The sequence below is a fragment of the Streptomyces sp. NPDC042201 genome, from assembly GCF_055582185.1.
Window position 1 is genome coordinate 24,106 of sequence record NZ_JBVJDS010000004.1, and the last position, 24,589, is coordinate 48,694.

The following is a 24,589-nucleotide window of genomic DNA, read 5'->3' on the forward strand; positions in this document are numbered from 1 at the left end:
CTGCCACAGCCCGTGAAGCCGCATCGCCGTCATCCCGATCGCGGGTCCGGGTCCACGGGCAGCCGCATGCGGAAAGCCGTGCGTCCGGGGACGCTGGTCACGTCGACGGTGCCGTGGTGAGCCCCCACCACCGCGGAAACGATCGCCAGGCCGAGACCGGTGCCTCCCGCGGTCCGTGAGCGACCGTGATCCGCGCGGGTGAACCGCTGGAAGACCTCGGCCCGCAGCTCCGCGGGAATGCCGGGGCCGGTGTCCGTCACGGTCAGTACGACCATGCCCTCCCCGTCGGCGATGTCTTCCTCGCCGGCGATGCCCAGGGTCACGGAGGTGCCGGCCGGCGTGTGCGTGCGGGCGTTGTTCAGGAGGTTGGCCACCACCTGGTAGAGCCGGTGGCCGTCACCGGTGACGGTCACCGGTTCCTCGGGCAGGTCCAGCAGCCAGCGATGATCCGGCGCCGCCGCACGCGCGTCGCTCAGGGCGTCGAGGGCGAGCCGGGTGAGGTCCACGGTGTCACGCGCCAGTGGCCGGCCGGCGTCCAGGCGTGCCAGCAGCAGGAGATCGTCGACGAGCCCGGTCATCCGTTCGCTCTCGGACTGGATGCGCTCCAGCGCGTGCCGCACCTCGCCCGGTACGGTGCCCGGGTGGCGCAGCGCCAGTTCCGCGTGCGCGCGCACGGTGGCCACGGGGGTACGCAGTTCATGGCTGGCGTCCGCGGCGAAGTGGCGCAGCCTCTCCTCACTCGCGTGCCGGCGGGAGAGCGCGTCGCCGACATGGCCGAGCATGTGGTTGAGAGCGGCGCCGACCCGGCCGACTTCGGTACGGGGGTCGGTTTCCGGTACCGGGGCGGGCATGGCCACCTCCCCGCTGGCCAGCGGCAGCCGGGTCACCTCGGTCGCGGTGGCGGCGACGCGGCTGAGCGGTCTGAGGGACAGCCGTACCCACAGCGCCCCCGCCACTCCGGTGACGGCGAGGGTGGCGCCGAACACCACGGCTTCCACCGCCTCCAGGCGATGCACGGTCTCCGCAACGCCGTGCAACGGCAGTCCCGTGAGGAGCACGTCGTTGTCGTCCCCGACGACGGCGACGACCCGGTAGGCGCCGAGGGTGGACAGCCGGAGGGTGTGGCCCGTCTCGTCGGGCGGTACGGCGGCCAGCGCCCGCCGGTCCGCCGCGGTGAGCGGTACGGGGGCGTTCGTCTCATCGCGTACGACGGATGCCTGCGTGGTTCTGCCGTGCAGCAGCCGGGCGCCGAACGTGCCGTCCGACTGGCCCCTGGTGTCGGGTGCGTTGTCCGCGTCCGGGCGCGCCTCGTGTTCCAGGCTCGCCGCGAACCGGCCCCCGGTCGCGACGAGCTGCTGGTCCAGCTTGCGTACGAGAAAGCCTTCGAGCGCCACCACGGTGGTCACCCCCACCGCCAGGCACGCCAGGGTGAGCAGCAGCACGAGACCCGCGGTGAGCCGTGCCCTCAGGGTGCGCGGCACGGGCAGTCGCCTCATGAGGTGTCCGGCTTGAGGACGTAGCCGACCCCGCGCACGGTGTGGATCAGTGGTGTCCGGCCCGCGTCGATCTTCTTGCGCAGGTAGCTGATGTACAGCTCGACGATGTGCGCCCGGCCACCGAAGTCGTACGACCAGACACGGTCCAGGATCTGGTCCTTCGACAGGACCCGGCGGGGATTTCGCATCAGGAAGCGCAGCAGCTCGAACTCGGTACGGGAGAGCTCTACCGCCACGCCCGCCCTGCTGACCTCGCGGGCATCCTCATCCATCACCAGCTCTCCCACCACCAGCCGGCTGCCGCCCGGCTCCCGGGCCATGCCGGCCCTTCGCAGGAGTCCGCGCAACCGGGCGAGCACCTCCTCCAGGCTGAACGGCTTGGTGACATAGTCGTCGCCGCCCGCGGTGATGCCCGCGATGCGGTCCTCCACCGCGTCGCGCGCGGTCAGGAAGAGGACGCAGACGCCCGGCTGAGCCGCCCGCAGCTCGCGCAGCACCCGAAGACCGTCCATGTCGGGCAGCATCCAGTCGAGCACCACCGCGTCAGGGCGGAAGGCGCGGGCCGCGCTGACGGCGGAGGCGCCGTCGCACGCGCTCCGCACCTCCCACCGCTCGTACCGGAGCGCGCCGGACAGTACCTCGGTCAGGTCGGGCTCGTCGTCGACGACGAGGACGCGCACGGGGGTGCCGTCGGGCCTGCTCAGAACGGGTGGCGGGGCGTGGTTGTCCATGGTGTGTCCAGCATCCCCCGTGGCCGGGCCGGGCGCGGGTCGCCGGAGCTCTGAGTTTCCTCTGAATCGTCGGTGCGGATGTCTCTTCAGAGGCTTCTCAGAAGGGGCACTGTGAGGCTGGCGGTCCGCCTCCGAAAGAGGGACACCTCGTGGCCACTCCTACGTACGAGCGCCGTGCCGCCCCCTGCGGGCCACCGGTCCGCCTCCGGGCTCAGCGTTTCCTCCCGTTCGCCGTCCACGCCCTGATCTGGTCGGGCGCCGCTGCGGTCCTCGGTCTGTGGTGGAGCGACACCACGTCGGTCGTCGGCCCCGCGGGATGGCTGACCGGCGCGGGTCGCATCACCGGGCTGCTCGCCGGCTACGCCTGCGCGGTCCTGCTCGCCCTCATGGCGCGGGTTCCGCTGCTGGACAGGGGCATCGGGACCGACCGGCTGGCCCGGTGGCACGCGCTGGGTGGCAGGTACACCGTCTCGCTCGTCCTGGCCCACACCTTGCTGATCATCTGGGGCTACACACTGACGTCCCGGTCGACGGTGGTGGACCAGACCCGGACGCTCGTTCTGCAGTATCCGGACATGCTCAAGGCGACGGCGGGATTCGTCCTGCTCCTGGCCACCGGGGTGCTCTCCGCGCGTGCGGCCCGCCGCAGGATGAGCTACGAGACATGGCACTATCTGCACTTCGCCACCTACCTGGCGGTGTTTCTGGCCTTCGGACACCAGCTCGCCAACGGCGCCGACTTCGTGACGAACCCCGCCGCCCGGGTGGCGTGGTACGCCCTGTTCCTCACGGTGGCCGTACTGCTTGTCTGGTTCCGGTTCCTCGTCCCCGTACGCCGGGCCCTGCGTCACCGTCTGAGTGTCACGGAGGTACGGCCCGAGGCGCCCGGCGTGGTCTCGGTGTATCTGACGGGTGAGCGGCTCGAAGAACTCGCCGCCGAACCGGGCCAGTTCTTCCGCTGGCGTTTTCTGGCGCCCGGCCTGTGGTGGACCGCCAATCCCTACTCGCTCTCCGCTCCCGCCCACCCCCGGTTCCTGCGCATCACGGTCAAGGCGGCCGGTACGCACAGCGCGGCGCTCGCCCGGCTCGCGCCCGGCACCAGGGTGTGGGCGGAGGGCCCGTACGGCGGTTTCACCGCGGCCCGCGGCACCGGCCGGAAGACCCTGCTGATCGGCGGAGGAGTCGGGATCACCCCCTTGCGCACCCTGTTCGAGACGCTCCCGGGTGACGTCACCCTCATGTACCGCGCCCGGCGTCCGCACGATCTGGCGCTGCGCGACGAGCTCGACGCCATCGCCGCGGCCCGCGGCGCCCGGGTTCTGTACGCGGTCGACGAACCCGCCTCGCACTCCGTGCCGCTCACCGCCCGCGCGCTGCTGCGTCTCGTTCCCGACGTGGCCGACCACGACGTGTACCTGTGCGGCCCGCCCGGCATGACCGACGCGGCGCGGCGGGCCCTGCGCACGGCGGGTGTGCCACGCCACCGTATCCATCACGAGTCGTTCGCGTTCTGAGACCGCCCGCCCGAGGAGACCGGATCCGCCATGCGCCGAGCAGTACTCACCCTCCTTTCGACGGCGGCGGGCATCGTCCTGCTCCTGTCGCTCAAACCGCACCAGAGCACACCACCCGCCGTCGCGACACGGCCGCCGTCCGCGTCACCGTCCGGGCACCCGTCACAGGGCACCACGAACGGCACGTTCACCGGTGATGTGATCGACACCCAGTACGGACCGGTCCAGGTCGCGGTCACTGTCGAGCAGGGCAGGCTGACGGCCGTCAGGGCCGTTCAGGTGCCTTCCGGAAGTGGCCGCGACCAGGAGATCGCCGCCTACGCGGTGCCACGCCTCACCCAGGAGGCCCTGGGCGCCCAGAGCGCGCACATCGACGCCGTTTCCGGGGCCAGTTACACCAGCGAGGGCTATATACAGTCCCTGCAGAGCGCGTTGGACCAGGCCGGTGTCTGACCGCGCCAACGGCCTGCGCCATGTCGAGCACGTCATGGGAACCGTGTTCTCCTTCGACATCCGCGGCGCGGTCACCCGGGACATCCGCCGGGCCCTCGCCGAGGCCGTCGCGTGGCTGCACGAGATGGACGCGGTCTTCTCGACGTACCGCGCGGACAGCGCCATCAGCCGCCTCTCCCGTGGTGAGTCGACCGTGGACCGGTGCCCGGAGGTGGTGGCCGAGGTCCTCGAACTCTGCGCGGAGGCGACCCGGGTCACCGGAGGGTTCTTCACGGTCACGCCCGGCGGCCGGCTCGACCCGTCCGGCCTGGTCAAGGGGTGGGCCGTGGAGCGCGCTTCGCGGATTCTGTACGAGTCCGGAGCGCACGACACGTACGTCAACGGCGGCGGCGATCTCCAGCTCCGGGGGGAAGCGTCTCCGGGTGTCCCCTGGCGGATCGGCATCGCCCATCCGCGGTCCCGGGACCGGCTGATCGGCGTCGTCGACGGCCGTGACCTGGCCGTCGCGACGTCGGGAACGGCCGAGCGGGGCGCTCATGTCCTCGACCCCCGCACCGGCCTGCCGGCCTCCGGCCTGCTGTCCATCACTGTGACCGGCCGTTCTCTGACCCGGGCCGATGTCTTCGCCACCGCCGCCTTCGCGATGGGCGACGGGGCGCGCTCCTGGATCGCCTCGCAGGACGGTTACGAGGCGATGGCGGTCACCGCCGACGGCAGGACATGGCAAAGCGACGGCTTTCCCTGCTAGGGCCTGTCTGACGCACCTGACGCGTCCTCCCTGCGTCCGGCGACCCTCCGGACGACGTTCAGCAGGTACTCCTTGCGGTGGAGCGGATCATGGTCTGTGCGAGTCCGGGTCGGGATGGCGCCGGTGACCGGTTGGTAGTGGTCGAAGGCGGATTCCAGCACTCCCTCGCCGCGCGTCAGCGCCGGTAGCTGTTGTTGCAGCTCGTGCACCCGGGCTGCCGGGATCTCACCCTCCAGCAGGCACGACGGGCCCCGGACCTCCGGCGAGAGCGGAATGGCACGCAGCCGGGCCAGGGCGGGCATGATCGCTCCGAATGTGTCTGCCGGGAGCTCCAGGTGGAAGCGGTGCATCGGTTCGTACACCCCGGAGCCGGCCTGCTTCAACGCGCTCATCAGGACCAGCGGGGTGAGGTTGCGGAAGTCCGCGCCCGTGCTCGACATGCTTTTGTCGAAGATGGCATGGGAGTGGCTCTGGCGCGGCGCGTAGCCGGAATGCGTCATGGTGACCGTGCAGTCGGTGACCTGCCATCCGTGGATCCCTTGGTGGAGCGTCTCTTTGACCGTGTCCTCGACCGCTTTCATGAACGCGTACGGCATCGACCCGAGCTCGACCTCCAGCCGGAATTCCACGCCGGTGTCGATCGGAGCCGGATCGATGCGCAGCCCGACGGTCGCGAGAAACGGATTGGAGTCCTTGCCCATGATCTCGACGGCGGCGCCGGTGCCGTTGGGCCGTTCGACGCAGATGGTCGTTGTCTCGCGGAAGGTGACGTCGATGCCGAATTCGTTCGCCAGCGTTGCTTGGATTACCTCTTTCTGGACCTCTCCGTACAGCGAGACGAATACTTCTTTCCGAATATCGTCCTGCCGCAGGTTGATCAGCGGGTCCTGCTCGGCGAACTGGACGAGTGCGACATGCAGCGTCCCTTTATCGGCCGGGCGGCAGGGAATGACGGCCGTTTCCAGGGTCGGCGGGGCGAAGTGGTGACGCGCCGGGCCCGTTCGCGATACGCCGATCGCGTCGCCGATCCGGATATCACCGAGACCCCAGAGCTTGCCGATCTGCCCCGCGTCGACCGACGCGCGGCGAACGGCCGGGCCACGGTCGAAGACGCTGACCGCGGTGACCTTCCCCTCGCCGTCGTCGTCGCCCTCGCCACAAAATCGCAGGAGATCGCGCGTTCGTACCGTTCCCGAGAACATGCGGACGTACGCGATCTTCTCCCCGGCCGGCCCGCGTTCGATCTTGAAGACGGTGCCCGAGACCGGGCCGTCCACATCGCCTTCCGTCGCGGGCAGCAGCTCGGTGATACCGGTGATCAGCGCCTCCACGCCCGCGCCCGTGATGGCCGAGCCGAAGTACACCGGATGTACCAGCGCCTGCCGGGTCTGTGCCGCCAGCTCGCCCCGGAGCCGGGGATACGAGACCGTCGCCTCGTCATCGACGTACGCGGCCAGAAACGCGTCGTTGTGGTCGGCGAGCAGATCGACCAGCCTGGAGGTGAAGTCGGCGTCGGCGTCGGTGAACGGCGCGCACCGAGCACCGCGGGTACCCAGTCCGTCGACCGATCCCATCGGGATGACCGCCGGGGCCAGCCTCTCGGACATGCTGTGCAGCACGTGTTCGTATCGCGCGCCACCGCGGTCGATCTTGTTCACGAAGATGAGGGTGGGAATGCGCAGCCGCTGCAGCGTCCGCATCAATACGCGGGTCTGCGCCTGCACGCCCTCGACGGCGGAGACGACCAGTACGGCGCCGTCAAGCACGCTCAACACCCGTTCCACCTCGGCGATGAAATCCGGGTGGCCGGGCGTGTCGATGAGATTGACCGTGATGTCGTCGATGACGAACGACATGACGGCCGATTTGATCGTAATGCCGCGTTGCCGTTCCAGCGCCAGGGAATCGGTCTGGGTGCTGCCGTCGTCAACGCTGCCGATCTCGTCGATGACACCGGCGGAATGGAGCAGCCGCTCGGTCAGGCTCGTCTTACCGGCGTCGACATGCGCCAGGATCCCCAAGTTCAACGTTCGCACGAAGCGTCATGTCCTCAAGATAGGTGAAAGTTCCCGTCTGACTGAACATGAACGCTTTCCGCATTTCCGTCTCCTTGATCGATTGGCTGCTGGGGATTACAGCAGACGGCCACTTGGGAGGGCAACCTATTTACTGAGAGCGTCGAGCAGGCCCTCGGCGAGGCGGCCGTAGGCCGCCGACCGCTCCGCCGCCGGGTCCGTGCCGCCGTCGGCGGACCCCACCGCACCGGCGCGGGCGTACGCGTGGACCCGCGCACCCCAGAACGCCCATGCCCGCGCCCGGTCGTCGGCCGTCGTGTACGCCGCCGCCGTGGCCCGCGCGTTGGCCACGGCATTGGCGTCGGAGAAGGCACGCACGCCCGCGTCGGTGCTCAGATCGGCGTAGCGGCGACCGTACCGGTCGGCCTCCGCCTCGTCGTACCCGTTGGCGACGGCGTAGGCACGAGCGTTCGCGTAGGCCGTCTCGCCGGCCTCGGCCGTGGCATACGCGTGCCGGTACACCTCCCTCAAAGCCGGCTCCAGAGCCGCTTCCCATGTGGCCCGGTCGTGCCGCTCGCCCGCCGCCGCAGCCGCGTGCAGCCGAGCCGGCGCCTCGTACGGCTGGGAGCTCCGGCCGCGCCGTGTGGTCGCTTCGGCGAGCATCGGCAGGACGACGTCCGCGTGCCACGCGTGGACGACCCTGAAGTCGACGGGTCCGTCGAGGAGTTCGAGCACGGCGTGCGCCCGCAGGGCCCAGCTCTCGGCCGCCGGTTCGTCCTGGCCGTCGTACAGCGCGGCGAGCAGGTGCCAGGCCCACACCGGTATCGCCGGATCACCGGCCTGCCGTGTTCCGGGCGGGCCGGGTGGGCCTGGCGGGTCCGCGGGCCCTCCCTGGTCGAGCAGGACGACGAAACCCCTCGCGTGCCCGTTCACTCTCTCCCTCGGCTTTCTCGGCGTACGGCCGTCTCGGTCGCTCAAGCCTTCGGACGGGTGCCGTCGATGGCGACGCGCCGGCCGTAACGCGAGTGCGGGTAGTAGTCCCAGATCGCGTGGTGCTGGACGCACCGGTTGTCCCAGAACACCAGGGTGCCGGGCTGCCAGCTGACCCGGCAGTGCAACAGGGGCGTGCGCGCGATGTGGGCGTACAGCATCTGCAGCACCGCGTCGCTCTCGACGCGTGACAGCTGCGCGATGTGCGACGTGTAGGGGGCGTTGACGAAGAGGAGCTTGCGCCCGGTCTCGGGATGGCGGACCACGACCGGGTGCTCGTTCTTCGGGATGTCGTACTCGGGCGGCGGGGTCTGTCCCATCCAGGGCAGCGCGCCGTCGTGGACGGCGGTCAGGCCCTCCAGGAACGTCTTCATCGCCGGGGAGAGCATGTCGTAGGCGAGGTGCATGTTGGCGAACAGGGTGTCGCCGCCGCTGCCCGCCTCGGGGATACGGGTGATGTGGAGCATCGATCCGAGCGAGGGCTCGGCGTCCGCCGTGCCGTCGGCGTGCCAGCCGTTGCCGGCGACGGCCCGCGACTCCTTGTCGGCGCTGATCTCCAGGACGTAGGGGTCGGAGCCCTCGGCGGGAAGCGCGACGGGGTGCAGCGGACCGAAGAGACCGGCGAAACGCTTGTGCTCCTCGTCCGTCAGAGTCTGGTCGCGGAACACCAGGACGTGATGGGTCAGGAAGGCCCGCCTGACGTCGTCCGTCTGTTCGGGGGTCAGTTCCTTCGAGAGGTCCAGGCCCGACACCTCCGCGCCGAGGAGCGGGGTCAGCGGGTCGACGGTGATGGATGTGCTGTGTTCCCTCGGCCTGGTGGTGATGCGCTCGATGGCGTCGAGTGCGAACTGTTCCACGGTCGTTCTCTCCTCTGTGTGTGGGGGAAGCTTTTGGGTCGGTCGGGTGGCAGCGGGGTCAGAGGCCGCGGGCGAGGAGGTCGGCCAGGATCAGCCGGCCGAACGCCAGGTTGCCGTGGATGGTGTCGTCCGCCTCGCAGAAGGCGGGCCGCTGGAACCCCGTCCCGTCGGTCACGCGCGCACGGACGTCCACGATCTCGACGCCACGCGCGGCCAGTTCGGCGCGAACGGTCTCCTGGGCGGCGAAGAACACCTGCGGATCCGACATGCCGGGCACGCGTTGCGGCGGCATCAGCGACACGACCCGCAGCCCCAGTCCGACGGCGTGCTCGTAGAAGGCCAGCGCGTCGCGGACCATGGCCCGGACGATGTCGGCGAACAGGCCGCTGCCGAGGAAGCCGGGCGCGAAACCGCCGCCCCGCACGCGGTAGATCCGCCAGTTCTCGCTCGTGGCGACCGTATGGGCGCTGAAGCCGAACGTCGTCACGAGCGGGATGTCCAGCGCCCCGAGGCCTTCCGCACCCAGCTCGGCGAGGAACCCGCGGTAGAGGCGCTCGGTCTCCTCCTTGCGGAAGACCACGTCCGTGCCGCGTACGTCGAAGAAGTCCGCGTGGAACTCACGGCCCGCGCCCAGGGGTCCGCCCCGGAACGGCACACGAGCGGCCTCGGCGGCGCGGCCGACGGGCCCGGCGTGGGAGTCACCGAGCAGGAGGAACCTGGCCGCGGTTGTAGTAGTCGAGTACGGCGTCTTCACACCAGTGGTCCTCTCCGCCGGCAGTCCGGGAGTCAGGGGTGGGCACGGGGCGGGTCGCGGCGGCGCGCTGCCCCAGCGCCTCGAAGAAGTGGCGCATCACGAAGGCGACGCCCTGCGGGGTGACGGTGCGCAGGTTCGGTTCGAAGAACCGCCGTCCGAAGGGCAGGCCGGTGACGATCTCGTACGAGGGGAAGTAGTCGACGTGGTCGAGTTCCACCGCCAACTGCCCTGCTGCGGCCCGCAGTACGGACTTGGAGTACGTGGTGGCCGGCAGGGCGTGCCCGCCGGTGGCCGTCGCCGTCAGCGGCACCGGGGAGACGGTGAGCAGCACCCGCAGACCGGGGTTGGCCCGGCGGGCGAGCGCGACGGCCGCGGACAGGTCCCTGTGCACCTCGGCCGCGGTGAAGTTGTGGAAGACGTGGCGAGCGGGGTCGAACGTGCCGTGCACGGTGCCGGGGCAGACCTGGTGCACGGCGCCGGTGGCGCGGTCGAGCCACGCCTCCGTCAGCCCCAGGGTGAAGATGAGGCAGCTCGCCGACGACACCGCGTCGCGTATCGCCGCCAGCGTCACCTGCCGGGCCGCCGCCACGGCGCCGGGCGAGGCGAAGCCTCCGGGCTCCACCGACGGCCGGAAGGGGTCGTGGTGACTGCCCGCCTCGCTCCACACCTCCTCCGGCGGCTCCGTCTCCCCGAAGGCCCAGGACAGCCACTGCAGCAGGGCGGCGGCGGTGTAGATGTTGCCGGTGCGGAAGGAGAACTGGCCGTAGTGGCGTTCCCGCCGCTCGGCCGCGGTGAGACCCGGCGGCGCCGGTTCGGCGTCCTGCCAGTACATGCCCTCCTCCAGCAGGGCGGGGCCGAGATGGCGGGCGAAGCAGGAGCCCGCGGTGAGTACGGGATCGTCCTGCCCGAGGGTGAACTTGGGCGTCCACAGCCCGGTGATGTCCGCCGGATCGGGCTCGGCGACGGCCGTGCGCCAGAACGAGCGCGCGGAGAGGGACGCGTAAGGATGCACGAAGGTCACTTCCTGGTGCGAGGCGAGGCGATGCATGGCGTGGCGAGGCGCGGGAGGTGAGGCGGGCCGGATGCGGTCATCGCCCCTCCGAGCGGGGCGGCGTGTCCGCGTTGACGGCCTCGGTCACGTGCTTCACCTGGGGCGGCCGCACGATGTCGTAGTGGCTGGTCTCCAGGTGACGCAGGCTCGACGGCCGGGGCAGCAGCGCCTCCCAGGCCGCGGCCTGGGCGTCCGGCGACCCCGGCACCGGCAGCCCCGGCGTCGGCAGCCCGGCCAGCCACAGCGTGCTCGGCGTACGGCTCAGCCGCGGCAGCCGGTGGTCCGCCATGCTGCGCAGATTGGCGCGGCAGCACCGGGTGAGCCGGTCCGCGTACTGCTGCGCCTCCTCGCCCAGCGGGCGGTCGGTGACCTGGCGGGCCAGCTCGTGGGCGAACACCGTACGGATCTGCTGCTCGTCGTAGCCGCCGAGGACCGGCCCGGCGCCGGGCGGCGGTGGATCGAGCAGGTAGACGTGGTCCACGGGCTGTGCGTCCGTCTCGGCCGCGGCCGCCATGGACAGCGCCACCCAGGCACCGAACGACCAGCCGGCCAGCCGCCGGCGCCACTCGGTGTGCGGGAAGCGGGCCTCTACGGCCGTGTAGTAGCGCGCGGCTCGTTCGGTGAGGGTCCACGGCGGCAGACCGGGGTCGCGCAGCGCCGGGTCCGCGATCAGGCACACGGTCAGCCGGGGATCGAGGGCCGTGACCAGGGACCGGTACGCCTGGATGTCACCGCCCACGGGGTGCACCAGGCACAGCACGTCGCGGCCCGTGCCCGCCTGCCAGATCTCCAGCCGCACCGGATCGGCGCCGGGAGTCTCGGCGCGGGCCGCGGCGCCGAGGTGTTCGAGTATCTCGTCGAGGCTGACGCGGTGGCTGAGCCGGGACAGTTCCAGCTCGATCCCGTACCGGTCGTGGACGTCCGTGATCAGTTCGAGGAACGTGAGGGAATCGGCGCCCAAGTCGTACAACGAGGCCGACGGGTCGAGGGAGTCCGTCCCCAGGGTCCGGCACAGCAGACCGGCCAGCTCGGCGGCGGTCGGGAGAGCGCCCGAACCCGTGCTCGCCACCGTTGCCGCCACCGCCGCCGTTGCGGTTGCCGTTGCCACCGCCGCTGCCGTTGCCGGGACCGGGGTGGGCTCGGCGGGCTCGTAGAACGACTGTGCCCGGTCGAGGGCCGTGGTGGAGACCATCAGGTGCGGCAGTTGGAGCCGCAGTGCGTCCGCGAACACCCGCCGGCCCTCGTCCGCGGTGAGACCGACCGCCAGGTGGGCCTGGTGCCGGGCGTCGTGGTGCAGGGCGTTCGTGGCCATGCCCGTGTCGCGCCAGATGTCCCAGTCGAGGGCGATACGGACGGTGTTGTCGGCCGGTCCGGGCCGGTGCTGGGCGAAACCGTCCAGGAGCCCGTTGGCGGCGGCGTAGTCGAACTGGCCGATGCCGCCGTACCAGGCAGACATCGACGAGCAGTAGACGGCGTAGGCGGGGCGGTGCGTCGCGATGAGCCCTTCCATCAGCAGGGCCCCGCGCAGCTTGGCCTCCGTCCCGCGTCGCATGGCGTCGGCGTCGCGCCGCACCAGCAGGGCGCCGGACGCGACACCCGCCGCGTGGACGATGCCATCGATGCGCCGGCCGTCCGCGTCGATGCGGGCCCGTACCCGCTCGGGCGGCTCCTCGGCCAGGTCGGCCTCGATGAACTCGACGCGGTCCGCCCAGCGTGTCAGCGCCTGCGGCAGGTTCGCACGCCGCGCCACCAGGACGACACGGCAGTCGGTCGTCTCCAGCAGGTGCGCGGCGATGGTGCCGCCGATTCCGCCGGTGCCGCCCAGGACGATCCAGCGGGCCTCCTCGCTGCCGGCCGGATCCCGGTAGGGCGGCGCGGAACGGGTGGGAGTCTCGACGGGGTGCGGTGTCGCGTGCCACCAGTATCCGGAGCGCAGCGCCAGCCGCCGGGGCAGCACCGCCTCGTTCTCGTCCGCCAGCACGGACGCCAGCGACGCGGCCCAGTGCGCAGGCCGGGGAGTCGGCAGGTCGAGCCAGCACGTGGACAGGCCGGTCTCCTGACGCGGCACCTCCACGGCCCCCGCGAGGAGCCCCAGTTCGGGGCGCTTCACCGGTCCTTCGACCGGCTGGGCCCTGTGCGACAGCCACCAGACGCGAGTCGGACCAGCGTCCTCGGCGGCTTCGGCGTCCTCGGCAATCGCCCGTACCAGCGCGGCGGGCGTGTCCAGGCAGGCCCAGCGGGCCCGTGCGAGGGCCGCCTCACCGACCTCGCCGTCCACCGCCAGTGGCAGGGCGTGCAGCCAGTCGAGACCGGCCGGCGCCTCCTCCCGCAGGGCGCGCAGCAGCAGGCCGAGCGAGGTGGAATCGGCGGGATCGATGGTATAGACGTCGTCCGCGCACCGGGCGAAGGCGTCGCCTGCGCCGACCCGGACCACTCGCCCGTACGCGCGTGCCAGGTCCTGCCAGTCGGCCGCCTCGGACGGCGTGGCGGTCATGACGACCAGGACCCGCGCACGGTCCTTGCCGGTCCCGGGGGCGGCTCGCCTCAGCCGCACCCAGGCCGGCTGGTGCAGCCACCGGTCCTCGGGCAGCCGGCGCACGCCGTCGCCGCGGCCGGTCTCCGCGCCGGACGCGAGCCGGGGGAAGTCGTGCTCGGACAGGTCGAAGGCGGGCGGCGGGAAGTCCCACGGGGCCTGAGCCGGACCGGCGGGCCACCGGACGGGGCGCCCGGCCGTCCACGCGGCGGCCAGCCGTTCCGGGGCGCGGTCCGCGGCGAGCGGCGCCTCGTCGGCGGGAGACGCTTGCGTACCGGTGGCCGTACGCAGCCACGCGACGGCCGACGCGGCGTCGGGGCATACCGCGGCGGCCCGCCACCGGTGGGCGGGACGGCCCGCCTGGAGGTGGCGCAGCACCTGCTCGTACCGGTCCGGCCGGGCGCTCAGGTAGGCCGCGACGCGGGCCGCGTCGGCCCGCAGTCCCGCCGCGCTGCGGCTGGACAGGACGAGGCAAGGCACGGTCACGGGCTCCGGTACGGGGTCGGTAGGCGCGCCCTGTTCGAGGATCAGATGGGCGTTGGTGCCGCCGATGCCGAAGCTGCTGACGGCCGCCACCCGCGGCCGGCCCGCCGGCCACGGAGCGGACAGGGCCGGTACGTGGAACGGTGTCGGGTCGTCACCGAGGTGCGGGTTGAGGCGGCGGAAGCCGACGTTGGGGGGTATCCGGCCGTGGTGCACCGCGAGGGCGGCCCGTACGAGTCCGACGACCCCGGCGGCGGCGCCGAGGTGCCCGATCTGACTCTTGACGGACGACAGCGCGCAGCGCCCGGACTCGGCCAGGTCGAACGCCTGGCGCAGGGCGTCCACCTCCACCGGGTCGCCCAGCCGGGTGGCCGTACCGTGTGCCTCCACGTAGCCGAGGTCGGCGCTGCGGCGGCCGCTGCGCCGCAGCGCGGTACGGATGACTTCGCGCTGGCCCGCCAGGGACGGGGCGCTGTAACTCATCTTGTCGGCGCCGTCGTTGTTCAGGGCCGACCCGGTGACGACCGCGTAGACGGTGTCGCCGTCGCGCCGGGCCCGCGAGAGCCGTTTGAGGACCACGACGCCGACGCCGCTGGCGCCGATGGTGCCGCCCGCGTCGTCGCTGAAGGGCCTGCAGTGGCCGTCGGGGGAGAAAATGTGCTGCGGCCGGTAGGTGTAGCCGTCGCTGAGCTGGGTGTCGACCAGGACTCCGCCCGCGAGCATGACGTCGGCGTCGCCCTGACGGAGCAGGCCGGCGGCGACGTGGACACCGGCCAGGGAGCTGGCGCAGGCGGCCTGCACGGTGAGCGCCGGGCCGGTGAGGCCCAGATGGTAGGCGGCCTTGGTGGCGAGGAAGTCCTTCTCGTGGTGGAGGGCCAGTTGGAAGGAGTCGGGCAGGGCCGCCGGGTCGCCTTCGCGCAGCATCGACTGGAAGTACGTGTTCTCTCCGCAGCCGGCGACGATACCGACACGTCGTACGGCCGGATCGGCGATGCCGGCGTGGGCGAGTGCCTCGACGCAGCTCATCAGCAGGTGCCGTTGCTGGGGGTCCATCAGCCGGGCCTCCTGGCGGCTGATGGAGAAGTGACCGGGATCGAATGCCAGCAGACCGTCCATCTGGCTGCGGGCGCCCACCTTTCCGTCCGGGGCGTCGAAGTGTTCGATACCCCGGGCGCCCGACTCGACCATGTCCCAGAAGGCGGCCAGGTCGGAGGCGCCGGGCAGCCGGACGGCCATGCCGATGACGGCGATCGGTTCGTCCGAGACGGAGGCGAAGTCGAAGGCGGGAGCAGGCGCGGGAGCTTCGTCGCTTCGCGCGGCGAGGAAGCGGCTCAGTGCCCGGATCGTCACGTGCTCGAACAGGTCGGGGATGGTGAAGTCCAGGTCCGGTTCGGCCACGCAGCGCAGGTGGAAGCGCATCAGGTCGAGGCTGGTGGCGCCGGCGTCGAAGAAGCGCTGTTCCGGGGAGACGCTCCGGCCCGTGGCCGCGGTGAACAGCCCGGACAGGCGCGCCTCGTGTGCCGAGGGGCCGGGCGCCCGCTCGGCGCCGACGGCGACGCGCTCTTCCGTGCTCGCTTCCAGTGCCGCCCGGCGGTCCAGCTTGCCGCTGGGCGTACGGGGCAGCGTGCGCAGGCGGCGGAAGCGGTGCACACGCATATGGGCCGGCAACAGGGCCGCGAGATGGGCGCCGATGTCCTGCGGCAGGGCCTCCCCGTCTCGCCACTGGAGGCAGGCCACCAGGTGGGTGCCGTCGAGGACGACGACGGCCTGGACGATCCGGGGATGCCGCAGCAGGGCGGCCTCGATCTGGCCGAGTTCGACGCGGTGACCGCTGACCTTGACCTGCTCGTCGTCGCGGCCCGAGTAGTGCAGGAGGCCCTGGCGGTCGAAACGGGCGAGGTCACCGCTGCGGTAGAAGGTGCCCGATTCCTCGTCGTGCGCGAACCGGGTCCGGTTCAGGCCGGCGTCACCCACGTAGCAGGGCGCGGCCATGGAACCGCCGATGAGCAGGTGGCCCGTGCGGCCGGGCGCCACGGGCTGCCCGTCGTCGTCGACCACCTTAAGGTGCGCGTTCGCGACGGGGCGGCCGATGGCGGGGCGGTCCGGCCAGCGGGCGGGGTCGCCGTCCAGGCACAGCCCGCTCACCACGTGCGTCTCGGTCGGCCCGTAGTGATTGAACAGCCGCGCCCCGGAAAGCCCGGCGAACCAGCGCCGGATCGCGTCGGTGCACACCAACTGCTCTCCCGCGGTGATGACTTCGCGCAGCCGCGACGGATAGCGACCCAGCAGGACGCCGTGCTCGGCGAGCAGGCTGAGGGCCACGTACGGCATGAAGAGGCGTTCGACGGCGGCGGTCTCCAGCTGCTCCAGGAGGGCGGGCACGTCCTGGCGCCAGCCGGGCCGGATCAGATACAGCCGGCCGCCGCCGCACAGGGTGGTGAAGATCTCCTGGAAGGACACGTCGAAGGACAGCATCGAGAACTGCTGCGTGACGGCGGGCCCTGGGAGACCGCCCTCCCCGGTCTGCCACGCCAGCAGATTGCACAGGGTGCTGTCGGGCACCTGGACGCCCTTGGGCGTGCCCGTGGAGCCGGAGGTGAACAGGATGTACAGCGGTCGCAGGCCCTGGTGGGGCCGGAAGGCCGGCGGGGCGGGCGGCGCGGGCAGCAGGGTGACCGGATGGCGGGGCACGTCCACGCCGGCGACGGCGTCGAGGGCGGACTCCTCGCCGGGTGACAGCAGGACACAGAGCGGCTCGACGCGGCCGAGGATCTGCCGTAGCAGCGCGGGCGGATAGGCCGGATCGAGCGGCACAGCGGTGATGTTGAGGCGCGCGAGCGCGAGCAGCGCCACCACGTGTTCGATGGACGGTGACAGGTGCAGTGCCACACGGGCCGGTGCGTCGGCCGTAGGCAGCGGGTGCCGGGTGCGCAGTTCGTCGGCCAGCGCCGCCGCCTGGGCGTCCAGTTCGCTGTAGCTCAGTGTGCGGTCGCCGTACGTCACCGCCGGGGCGTGCGGGGTGCGCCGTACCTGGCGGGCGAAGCCCTCGGCCACGGTGGTGAAAGCGGGCGTGCCCGGCGCACCGCGGCCCGGGTCGGCGAGAGCGCGCCGGTAGGGGGCCACGATCTCGGCGAGTGTGCCCGTACCGCCCGCGGCCAGCCGGTCGAGCCCCTGGACGAACAGGCCGGTGAGGGACTCGATGTCCGCGGGGTCGAAATAGTCGTCGGCGTACTCCCACAGACAGTCGAAGCCGTTCTCGTGCTCGACCACGGAGAGCGTCAGCGGGCACTTGGCCTCGGCCGGCTGCGGGAACTCCGGGCGGCTGTCGCAGCCTTGCAGCGCCAGCGCCCCGAAGTCGGTGTTCTCCAGTACGAACATGAAGTCGAAGGGCGTCCCGCCGCTGCGCGTGCGCCAGTCGTCCAGTACGTCGGCGAGCCCCACGTCCTGCCGGTCGAGGACCGTCTGTACGGCCGCCGACAGGGTCCGCACCTGGCTGCCCAACTCCGCGGCGGGGTCGAGGGCCACCGGCAGGAGCACGGTGTTGGCGAACATGCCCACGCTGGTCTCGAAGTCGGGCAGCGGCCGGCCGGCGACCGGGGCGGCGATGACGGGACGGAGCTGTCCTGTGACGCCGTACAGACTCCACGCGTACGCGCTGAGCAGCAGGTGGAAGCGGGTCAGGCCCAGTTCGGCGCTCAGCCGGTCCAGAGCCGTGCGCCGTACGAGGTCGAGCGAGGTGCGCACGAGGCGGCCGGTGGGGCGTTCGCGGCCGGTGGAGCGTTCGCGGCCGGTCGGCTGTTCCGCCGTGCGCAGTGGCTCCAGGGGCGGGGAGACGGGCTCAAGGCCGCCGTAGTACGCGCGAAGGTCCGCGCGCCGGGTGCGGTAGGCGTCGTGCGTGCGCCAGTCCTGCTGCCAGAGCGCCAGGTCCAGCGGGGTGGCTGCGGCGCTGCCGTCTTCGGGCCGCTCGGCTTCCGGGTCCGCGCCGTGGCGCCGGCCGTCGCCCAGGGCGGTGGCGTAGCCGGCGGACAGTTCACGGAACAGTACGTTGAGGGACCAGCCGTCGACGGCGATGTGGTGCAGGTGCAGCAGGAGCGTCCCACCGCCGTCCCACGGCAGCCATCCGGCCCTGAGCAGCCGCGGATCGGCCAGGTCGAAGGGCGTGCCGGACAGCTGCCGGGCCGCTGCCTCCCCGTCGTCGCTGTCCTCCCCGTCACCGGCCACGACCGGGTGCCACGGGTCGTACGGCTCGGCCACGCGCTGCACGAGTCCACCGGCCGTGGCCTCGAACGCGGTGCGCAGGGCGGGGTGGCGTACGACCAGCCCCCGAAGCGCCCGGCGCAGCGTGGGGACGTCGAGGTCGCCGCGTACCCGGAAGGCGAGGGGCACGTCGTAGGCGCGGGAGTGCGGGTCGCGCTGCTGGATCAGCCACAGGCGCTGCTGCTCGGCGGTCGCCGGGGCACGGTCGCGACCGGTGACCGGCGCGGGCAGCGGCGGGTGGACGCGGTCGCCCGCGGCGCGGCCCGCCTCGACGGCGGCGGCCAGCGCGGCGAGATCGGAGCCGAGGACCAGCGACTGCGGCACGTCGCAGCCGTGGCGTCTGCGCACCTCGAAGCGGAGTCTCAGCGCTTTGAGGGAGTCACCGCCCAGCGAGATCCACCGGTCTTCGAGGCGCGGGTCTGTAACGCCGAGGACGTCACCGGCGAGGTCGAGTATCTCGCGCTGCCAGGGCGTGGTACGGGTGTCCGCGCCGCGCGCGGGGCGCCAGGGTTCGACGGCTCGGCGCAGAAGGGCGTCCCGGTCGACCTTGCCGTTGGCGGTGAGCGGGAGCGCGTCCACGAGGTGCAGGTGGTGCGGGCGCATGTAGGCGGGCAGACCGGCGGCCAGATGACGGTCGAACCGCTCGAACGACAGCTCGCCGCGCGGGACCAGATAGGCCAGGAGTTCGTTGGCGCCGGTGGCGTCGCGGCGGGTGCAGACGTACGCCTGCCGGACCGCCGGGTGGGACACCAGGCAGCGTTCGACCTCGCCGGGCTCGATACGGAAGCCGCGCACCTTGACCTGCCGGTCGGCGCGGCCCACGTACGTGATCAGGCCCTTCTCGTCACGGCGCACAAGGTCGCCGGTGCGGTACCAGCGGCTGCGGCCGGCATCATGCCACGGCAGCGACACGAACCGGCGGGCGGTCTCCTCGGGCAGGTTGCGGTATCCGGCGGCAAGGCCGTCCCCGGACAGGTACAGTTCCGCGACCTCCGTGGGCTGCGCGAGGCGTGTGCCGTCCGCGACGAGGAGCGTGCCGGTGCCGGGCAGCGTGTCACCGAGCGGTACGACATCGCCGTCGAAGTCACGCGGGACCGGGTGACACAGCGCGAACGTGGTGGACTCGGTCGGCCCGTAGACGTTGAACAGCCGCGTCGTGGACGTGGCCGCGTTGCGCCGGTACCAGCGGCTGATCAGCGGGGCGTTGAGCTGCTCGCCGCCTATCAGGACCTGCCGCACCGAGGAGAAGCAGCCGGGCACCTGGTCGGTCACCGCGTTGAACAGGGCGACCGTGAGGAACATGGTGTCGACGGCCTCGCGCCGGAGTGCCGCGTCGAGTGCGTGCGGTGTCTGCACGTCCTCGTCGGGCAGGATCACGCAGCAGCCGCCGGTCAGCAGGGGCACCCACACCTCGAAGCTCAGCGCGTCGAAGGCGGGGTTGGACAGGCAGGCGTAGCGGGCGCCTTCGGTCAGGTCGAGGTAACCGTCGCGGGCCAGCCGCAGGACACCGGCGTCCCGCACCTCGACGCCCTTGGGGCGGCCGGTGCTTCCGGAGGTGTAGAAGAGGAACGAGACCGACGGCTCTCCGGACGGCTCCGGCCGCGCGTCGGCGACCGGGGCGACCGGCTCCGGCGAGAGAGCGTCTGGTCCGTCGGCGGGTGCCAGCAGCGCCGAGCACAGGAGACCCGAGACGGCCGCGGGCAGCGCTTCCTGTGGCGCACCGTCGTGCACCAGCACCGTGGCACCCGCGTCCCGCAGAATGTGCTCGCGCCGCTCGGGCGGGCTCTGCGCGTCCAGGGGTACGACGACGGCGCCGGCCCGCAGCACGCCGAGCATGACGCAGACCAGCTGCCAGGAGCGCGGCAGACACACCGCGACCGCCTGGCCGCGCCGTATCCCGTGCAGACGCAGGGAGTCGGCGACGGCCGCGCTCAGCCTGTCGAGCCCGGCTCGGTCGACCACGTGCCCGCCGTCCACGATCGCGGGCGTGTGCGGCGCGCGCCGCACACCGGCCAGCACCGCCGCCGCCAGACCCTTCGCCGCGGGAGGACCGGAGGTACGGGGCGCCTCGGCGAAGTCCGGAGTCATCGCGCCTCCCGGACCCGGGCGGAGGCGTCCTGCGGTGCGGGCCGTGGGAGGGGCGGCGCAGCGCACTGCTTCAGTTCCCGCTCGATCACGGCGGCGACCAGCGGCGCCTCGGCGTTCTCCAGCATCTCCCAGTGGTCGCAGTCCATCGGTTCCACGTGGTTGTCGCCGTCGGCGCGCGTGCGCCAGAACGTCCGCACGGCGTCGAGGAACGCCTCGTCCGCGCCCCCGCCGACCGCCTGCAGCAGCACGAGCCGCGCCGCGGAACGGGCGGGGATGTGCTCGCGCGCCGTCATGCGGTTGTGGTTGTAGATACGGAAGTACTGCTCGATCTGCTCGTCGTCGATGCCGGGGTACATGCCGTTGAAGCGGACCAGCTTGTCGCGGAACTCGGCGATGTCCACGGGCGTGACGGCGGCGCGCTCGGCGGGGTCGTCGGTCGCCTGCGTGTCGAGCAGGACCACACTGACGTCGGTTCTGCCCGCCTCGGCCAGCCGGCGTCCCATCTCATGGGCGACGAGACCGCCGTAGGAGAGGCCCGTCAGCACCAGCGGGCCGTCGCCCAGGGGCTCGATGAGCCGCAGATACGCCTCGGCCATGGCCTCGACGCTGGGCAGGAACGATTCGCCCGGGTTCACTCCCGGTGACTGGACGCCGTACAGGCCGATGTCGTCGGGCAGTGCCTTGGCCAGGGAGAGGTAGCAGAAGGCGGTCCCTCCGGCGGGGTGCACGCACACCACGCGCCGGCCGTTCTCACCGGCTCGGAATTCGATGAGGTTGCTCGCCGGCCGCCCGGACGCGCCCCGCCTGATGAGCCCGCCGAGGTCTTCGACGGTCGGGTGGAGCATGATGTCGCGGACGGCGATCGTCTCGCCCAGCGTCTCCCGCACCCGGTGCGCCATCTTGATCGCGGACAGGGACGTACCGCCCAGGTCGAAGAAGCTGTCGCGGATGCCGATGTCCTCGGTCAGCAAGATGTCCTGCCAGATCTGATAGAGGCTCAGCTCTATGTGGTCGCGCGGACTGGCCATGTTGACCTGGGTGGCCGCGCTGGAGCGCGCCAGTTCGAGGAGGGCCGCCCGGTCGAGCTTGCCGCTGCGGTTGAGCGGCAGGGAGGGGAGCTCCACGAAGAGGGCGGGGATCATGTAGTCGGGAAGCCGCGCCGCCAGCAGGGCGCGCCACTCGTGCGGCGGACGCGGGGGTGCGTCACCTCTGCCGACCCCGGCCACCAGGCGCAGTTGGCCGCCGGCGTCGCGGTCCGCCAGCACGGCCGCCTCCCTGACACCGTCGAGCGCCAGGACCGCCGCCTCGACCTCGCCCGGTTCGATGCGGAAGCCGCGCAGTTTCACCTGGTCGTCCGAGCGGCCCAGGTACTCGGCGTTGCCGTCGGGCAGGCGCCGGGCCAGGTCACCGGTGCGGTAGAGGCGCTCGCCGGGGACGAACGGATCGGCGATGAAGCGTTCGTCCGTCAGGTCGGGCCGGTGCAGATAGCCCTGGGCGAGGCTCGCGCCGCCGAGGTAGACCTCGCCGGCGACCCCGGCCGGGACGGGCCGGAGCCGGTCGTCCAGCAGATACAGCCGCGTGCCGGGCAGCGGCCGGCCGATCGGGCACTGCCTCTCCAGCGGCTGGGGGTCGTAGTAGGCGGTGCTGTAGAGGGTGGCCTCGGTGGGGCCGTAGCCGTAACAGACGCGCAGTCCCGGCAGGTTCCGCGTCATGCGGTACAGCGCCATCTCGGGCAGGGACTCCACACCGGTCAGGAGTCGCCGCAGGCCCAGTCCGGCCACGCGCCGCGCCGGATCCTCGTCGATCCACTTGATGTACGCGGGCGGCAGGAAGGCCTGCGCGATCCGGTGCTCCCGCAGCCACGCCATCAGCGCCTCGGGATCACCCCGCAGCTCGTCGGGGACCAGGTGCAGGACGCCGCCCGTGGTGAGCGGCATCAGCAGCTCGTGTACGGAGGCGTCGAAGCCGATGCCGGACCACGCCGACGACGCCTCCCCCGGCTCGGCCCCCATCCTGGCCAGCCAGGTGTCGAAGAGGTTGAGGACACTCGCGTGCGTCACCGCGACGCCCTTGGGACGGCCGGTGGACCCCGAGGTGTAGATCACGTAGGCCGGCTGCGAGGGAAGCACCCGCACGCCGGGCGCGTCGTCGCGGGTGGCCTCCGCCTCGACCGCGGGCAGGGACCGCCACGGCCCGGGCGGTGTGTCCGTGTTGCCGAGATCGCCGAGGTCGCTGAGGTCGCTGAGGTCGCTGAGGTCGCTGAGTACGAGCGTCGGTGCCGCGTCCTCGACCATCGAGGCCAGCCGGGCGGCGGGCTGTCCCGGATCGAGCGGAAGCCAGGCGGCGCCCGCCTTCAGGACACCGAGAACGCCCACCACCAGCTCCGCGGTCCGCCCCGTGTGCACACCGACCACCTGGCCGGGACCGGCCCCGCGGGCCATCAGCGCGTGCGCGAGGCGGTTGGCCCGCTGATCGAGCTCCGCGTAACTGTGCCGGACGCTGCCGCAGACGAGCGCGGGTGCGTCGGGCCGCAGCCGTACCTGGGTCTCGAAGCGCCGCACCAGACCGTCCGGGTCGGCAGGCACGTCCGGTACGCCCGGTCCGGGTCGGCCGGCCGGTCGGCCTGCGTCCCAGTCCGCCACCAGCAGCCGGGTCTCCTCCTCGTCCATCAGGGGGAGGTCCGCGAGGTCGGTGTCGGGCCGCGCGGCCATACCCGTCAGCAGGTGCCGCAGGTGCCGGGCGTACCGCTCGGCCGTCGCGTGATCGAACAGGGCCCGGGCGTAGTCGAGATGGCCCACGACACACCCGTCGGTCTCCGTCAGCGACAGCGCCAGGTCGAACTTGGCGGCCGCGTCGGGGATGTCGAGCGGCTCCACGTCGACCTCCGGCAGCACGAGCATCCCCTGCCGGGAGGGCACCCAGACGCACATGGTCTGGAACAGCGGCGTGTGCGCGGGGCTGCGCGGAGGGTTGACCAGTTCCACGACGCGCTCGAACGGCAGGTCCTGGTGGTCGAGTGCGGCGCGTACGACACCGCGTACCCGCTTCAACGCGGTCGCCGCCGTCGGGGTACCGGACAGGTCGACGCGCAGCGCGAGGGAGTTGACGAAGAAACCGATCAGCCCCTTCACCTCACCGTGGCGGCGGTTGGCCGTCGGGGTGCCCACCACGATGTCGCTCTGTCCGGTCAGCCGGGACAGCAGGACCGACCAGCCGGTGAGTACGGCGACGAACAGCGTTCCACCGGACTTCCGCGCCACGGACTTCAGCGCCGCGGTGAGCTCCTGGTCGAGACGGAAACTGACGCGGCCGCCCCGGTGGTCCTGCTCGGGCGGGCGTGGCCGGTCGGTGGGCAGCGGGAGGAGAGCGGGCGCTCCGTCGAGGTTCCGCTGCCAGTACGCGGCCTGCGCGGCGGACTCCTCGCCCTCGGCCTGCGCGCGCTGCGCGCGGGCGTAGTCGGCGTACTGGAGGACCGGTGCAGGCAGCGGATCTGTGTCGCCGCTCGCCGAAGCCGCGTACGAGAGCCCCAGTTCACGCAGGAGCACGTCCATCGACCAGCCGTCGAACACGGAGTGATGCATCGTCAGCAGCAGTACGTGATGGCGCTCGCCGATGACGACGAGACGGCCGCGCCCGAGCGGTCCCCGGCGCAGGTCGAAGGGGGTGGTCAGCTCCTCGTACCGCAGGGCGGCCAGTCGTTCCTCGGCGTCGGCACGGCCCGTGAGGTCCTCCACCACGAGGGTGAAGCCGGTGCCGGGCGGATCGATGTACTGGAGCACCTCGCCCCCGGCCTCGGCCAGCCGGGTCCGCAGCGTCTCGTGCCGGCGGACCAGCGTGTCGAGCGCCTGCCCGAGGACGCGCCGGTCGAGCGGCCCGCGCAGCCGGAAGGCCATGGCCTCGTTGTAGGCCTCGCCGGCGCCGGGCATCTGGGACAGGAACCACATGCGCTGCTGCGGGAAGGACGAGGGCGCCACCTCATGTCCGGGGGCGGGTTGGCGCTGACCATCGCGCTCGTGTGGAGCGGGGAAGTGGGAGGAAGGGGTGCGGGGGGTGGGGTGAGACGGCAAGGCTTGTTCATCCCCTCTACGGAGAATGGGGTGTTTTCACGCATGCTTCGAGCCCGTGCGGAGCCGGGAAAGGAGGTGCTCGCGGGGGGCGCCGACCCGGACGTCTCCAGGCTCGGTGGTCAGTAGGCCGCTTCGGTCACCTGGTACCGATGCCGGTGCCGGTACTGGTGGGGGCAGGGGACATACTCACGGGCGTTTACAGACGCACATGCGACGACAACGTTGCCAACGCATGTCGTGGGCGCCGGAGCGACGTTTCACAGGGCGTACCAGCTTCCTCGTGAGCCACACAGCGGACGTGAGGACATCGCGCCTGGCTCGGTGGGGTCAGTGAGGCTGCCAGGGCGCACGGCGATAATTGATCACGCTCCGACAGCCTGTCAATGGGCACCTTGGGAGGGGCCAACTGCGGGCGATGGGCAGCACTTTGAGCCCTTGACGCGGCGACCGGGTACCTGGGTAGTCTGTCGCTCGGTTTTCACCTGACCGCCCCTCGACCTGTCCGTGCTGTCCCGCTTCCGCGCAGATTTCTACGACTGCCTGATTGCTCGT

Annotated in this window: 12 protein-coding genes; 3 read left to right on the forward strand and 9 right to left on the reverse strand. The window is 71.9% G+C overall.

The window, feature by feature from the left end; translation table 11 throughout:
* Positions 1–29: 29 nt before the first annotated feature.
* Both ACZ6MZ_RS11070 and ACZ6MZ_RS11075 read right to left on the reverse strand, forming a co-directional pair.
* Positions 30–1,496, reverse strand: a complete 1,467-nt coding sequence (locus ACZ6MZ_RS11070; RefSeq protein WP_469351171.1) for a sensor histidine kinase — start codon at positions 1,494–1,496, stop codon at positions 30–32.
* Complete coding sequence (locus ACZ6MZ_RS11075) at positions 1,493–2,227, reverse strand: response regulator transcription factor (protein ID WP_384188162.1); 735 nt, start codon at positions 2,225–2,227, stop codon at positions 1,493–1,495. The genes ACZ6MZ_RS11070 and ACZ6MZ_RS11075 overlap by 4 nt, the downstream gene beginning before the upstream one ends.
* Before the next feature lie 149 nt (positions 2,228–2,376).
* On the opposite strand from ACZ6MZ_RS11075, the gene ACZ6MZ_RS11080 reads away from it, so the two are divergent.
* The 3 genes from ACZ6MZ_RS11080 to ACZ6MZ_RS11090 are packed head-to-tail and all read left to right on the forward strand — an operon-like array spanning position 2,377 to position 4,942.
* Positions 2,377–3,741, forward strand: a complete 1,365-nt coding sequence (locus ACZ6MZ_RS11080; protein ID WP_384329805.1) for a ferredoxin reductase family protein — start codon at positions 2,377–2,379, stop codon at positions 3,739–3,741.
* A gap of 30 nt (positions 3,742–3,771) precedes the next feature.
* Positions 3,772–4,194 carry an FMN-binding protein gene (locus ACZ6MZ_RS11085; RefSeq protein ID WP_469351174.1) on the forward strand — a complete coding sequence of 141 codons (423 nt, stop codon included), beginning with the start codon at positions 3,772–3,774 and terminating at the stop codon, positions 4,192–4,194.
* A complete protein-coding gene (locus tag ACZ6MZ_RS11090) occupies positions 4,187–4,942 on the forward strand; it encodes an FAD:protein FMN transferase (protein WP_469351176.1) in 756 nt (251 codons plus the stop codon). Before ACZ6MZ_RS11085 ends, ACZ6MZ_RS11090 begins: the two co-directional genes overlap by 8 nt.
* Here ACZ6MZ_RS11090 and ACZ6MZ_RS11095 read toward each other — a convergent pair.
* The 7 genes from ACZ6MZ_RS11095 to ACZ6MZ_RS11125 form a co-directional block, all read right to left on the reverse strand.
* Positions 4,939–6,978 carry a GTP-binding protein gene (locus ACZ6MZ_RS11095; RefSeq protein ID WP_469351178.1) on the reverse strand — a complete coding sequence of 680 codons (2,040 nt, stop codon included), beginning with the start codon at positions 6,976–6,978 and terminating at the stop codon, positions 4,939–4,941. The two genes, ACZ6MZ_RS11090 and ACZ6MZ_RS11095, sit on opposite strands and share 4 nt — an antisense overlap.
* A 126-nt stretch (positions 6,979–7,104) precedes the next feature.
* On the reverse strand, positions 7,105–7,890 hold the full coding sequence (locus tag ACZ6MZ_RS11100) for a SpcZ (protein WP_469351180.1): 786 nt from the start codon (positions 7,888–7,890) through the stop codon (positions 7,105–7,107).
* Between the two features lie 41 nt (positions 7,891–7,931).
* Positions 7,932–8,804: a TauD/TfdA dioxygenase family protein gene (locus tag ACZ6MZ_RS11105; RefSeq protein WP_384188172.1), complete on the reverse strand. Its 873-nt coding sequence runs from the start codon at positions 8,802–8,804 to the stop codon at positions 7,932–7,934.
* A gap of 58 nt (positions 8,805–8,862) precedes the next feature.
* Positions 8,863–9,558 (reverse strand): hypothetical protein, encoded by a 696-nt coding sequence (locus tag ACZ6MZ_RS11110; RefSeq protein WP_384188174.1) that lies wholly within the window; start codon positions 9,556–9,558, stop codon positions 8,863–8,865.
* Positions 9,503–10,570 carry a GSCFA domain-containing protein gene (locus tag ACZ6MZ_RS11115; RefSeq protein WP_469351181.1) on the reverse strand — a complete coding sequence of 356 codons (1,068 nt, stop codon included), beginning with the start codon at positions 10,568–10,570 and terminating at the stop codon, positions 9,503–9,505. Before ACZ6MZ_RS11115 ends, ACZ6MZ_RS11110 begins: the two co-directional genes overlap by 56 nt.
* 76 nt (positions 10,571–10,646) lie before the next feature.
* Positions 10,647–19,970 carry an amino acid adenylation domain-containing protein gene (locus ACZ6MZ_RS11120; protein ID WP_469351183.1) on the reverse strand — a complete coding sequence of 3,108 codons (9,324 nt, stop codon included), beginning with the start codon at positions 19,968–19,970 and terminating at the stop codon, positions 10,647–10,649.
* Positions 19,967–23,896, reverse strand: a complete 3,930-nt coding sequence (locus tag ACZ6MZ_RS11125) for a non-ribosomal peptide synthetase (protein ID WP_469351772.1) — start codon at positions 23,894–23,896, stop codon at positions 19,967–19,969. The genes ACZ6MZ_RS11120 and ACZ6MZ_RS11125 overlap by 4 nt, the downstream gene beginning before the upstream one ends.
* Positions 23,897–24,589: the final 693 nt, after the last annotated feature.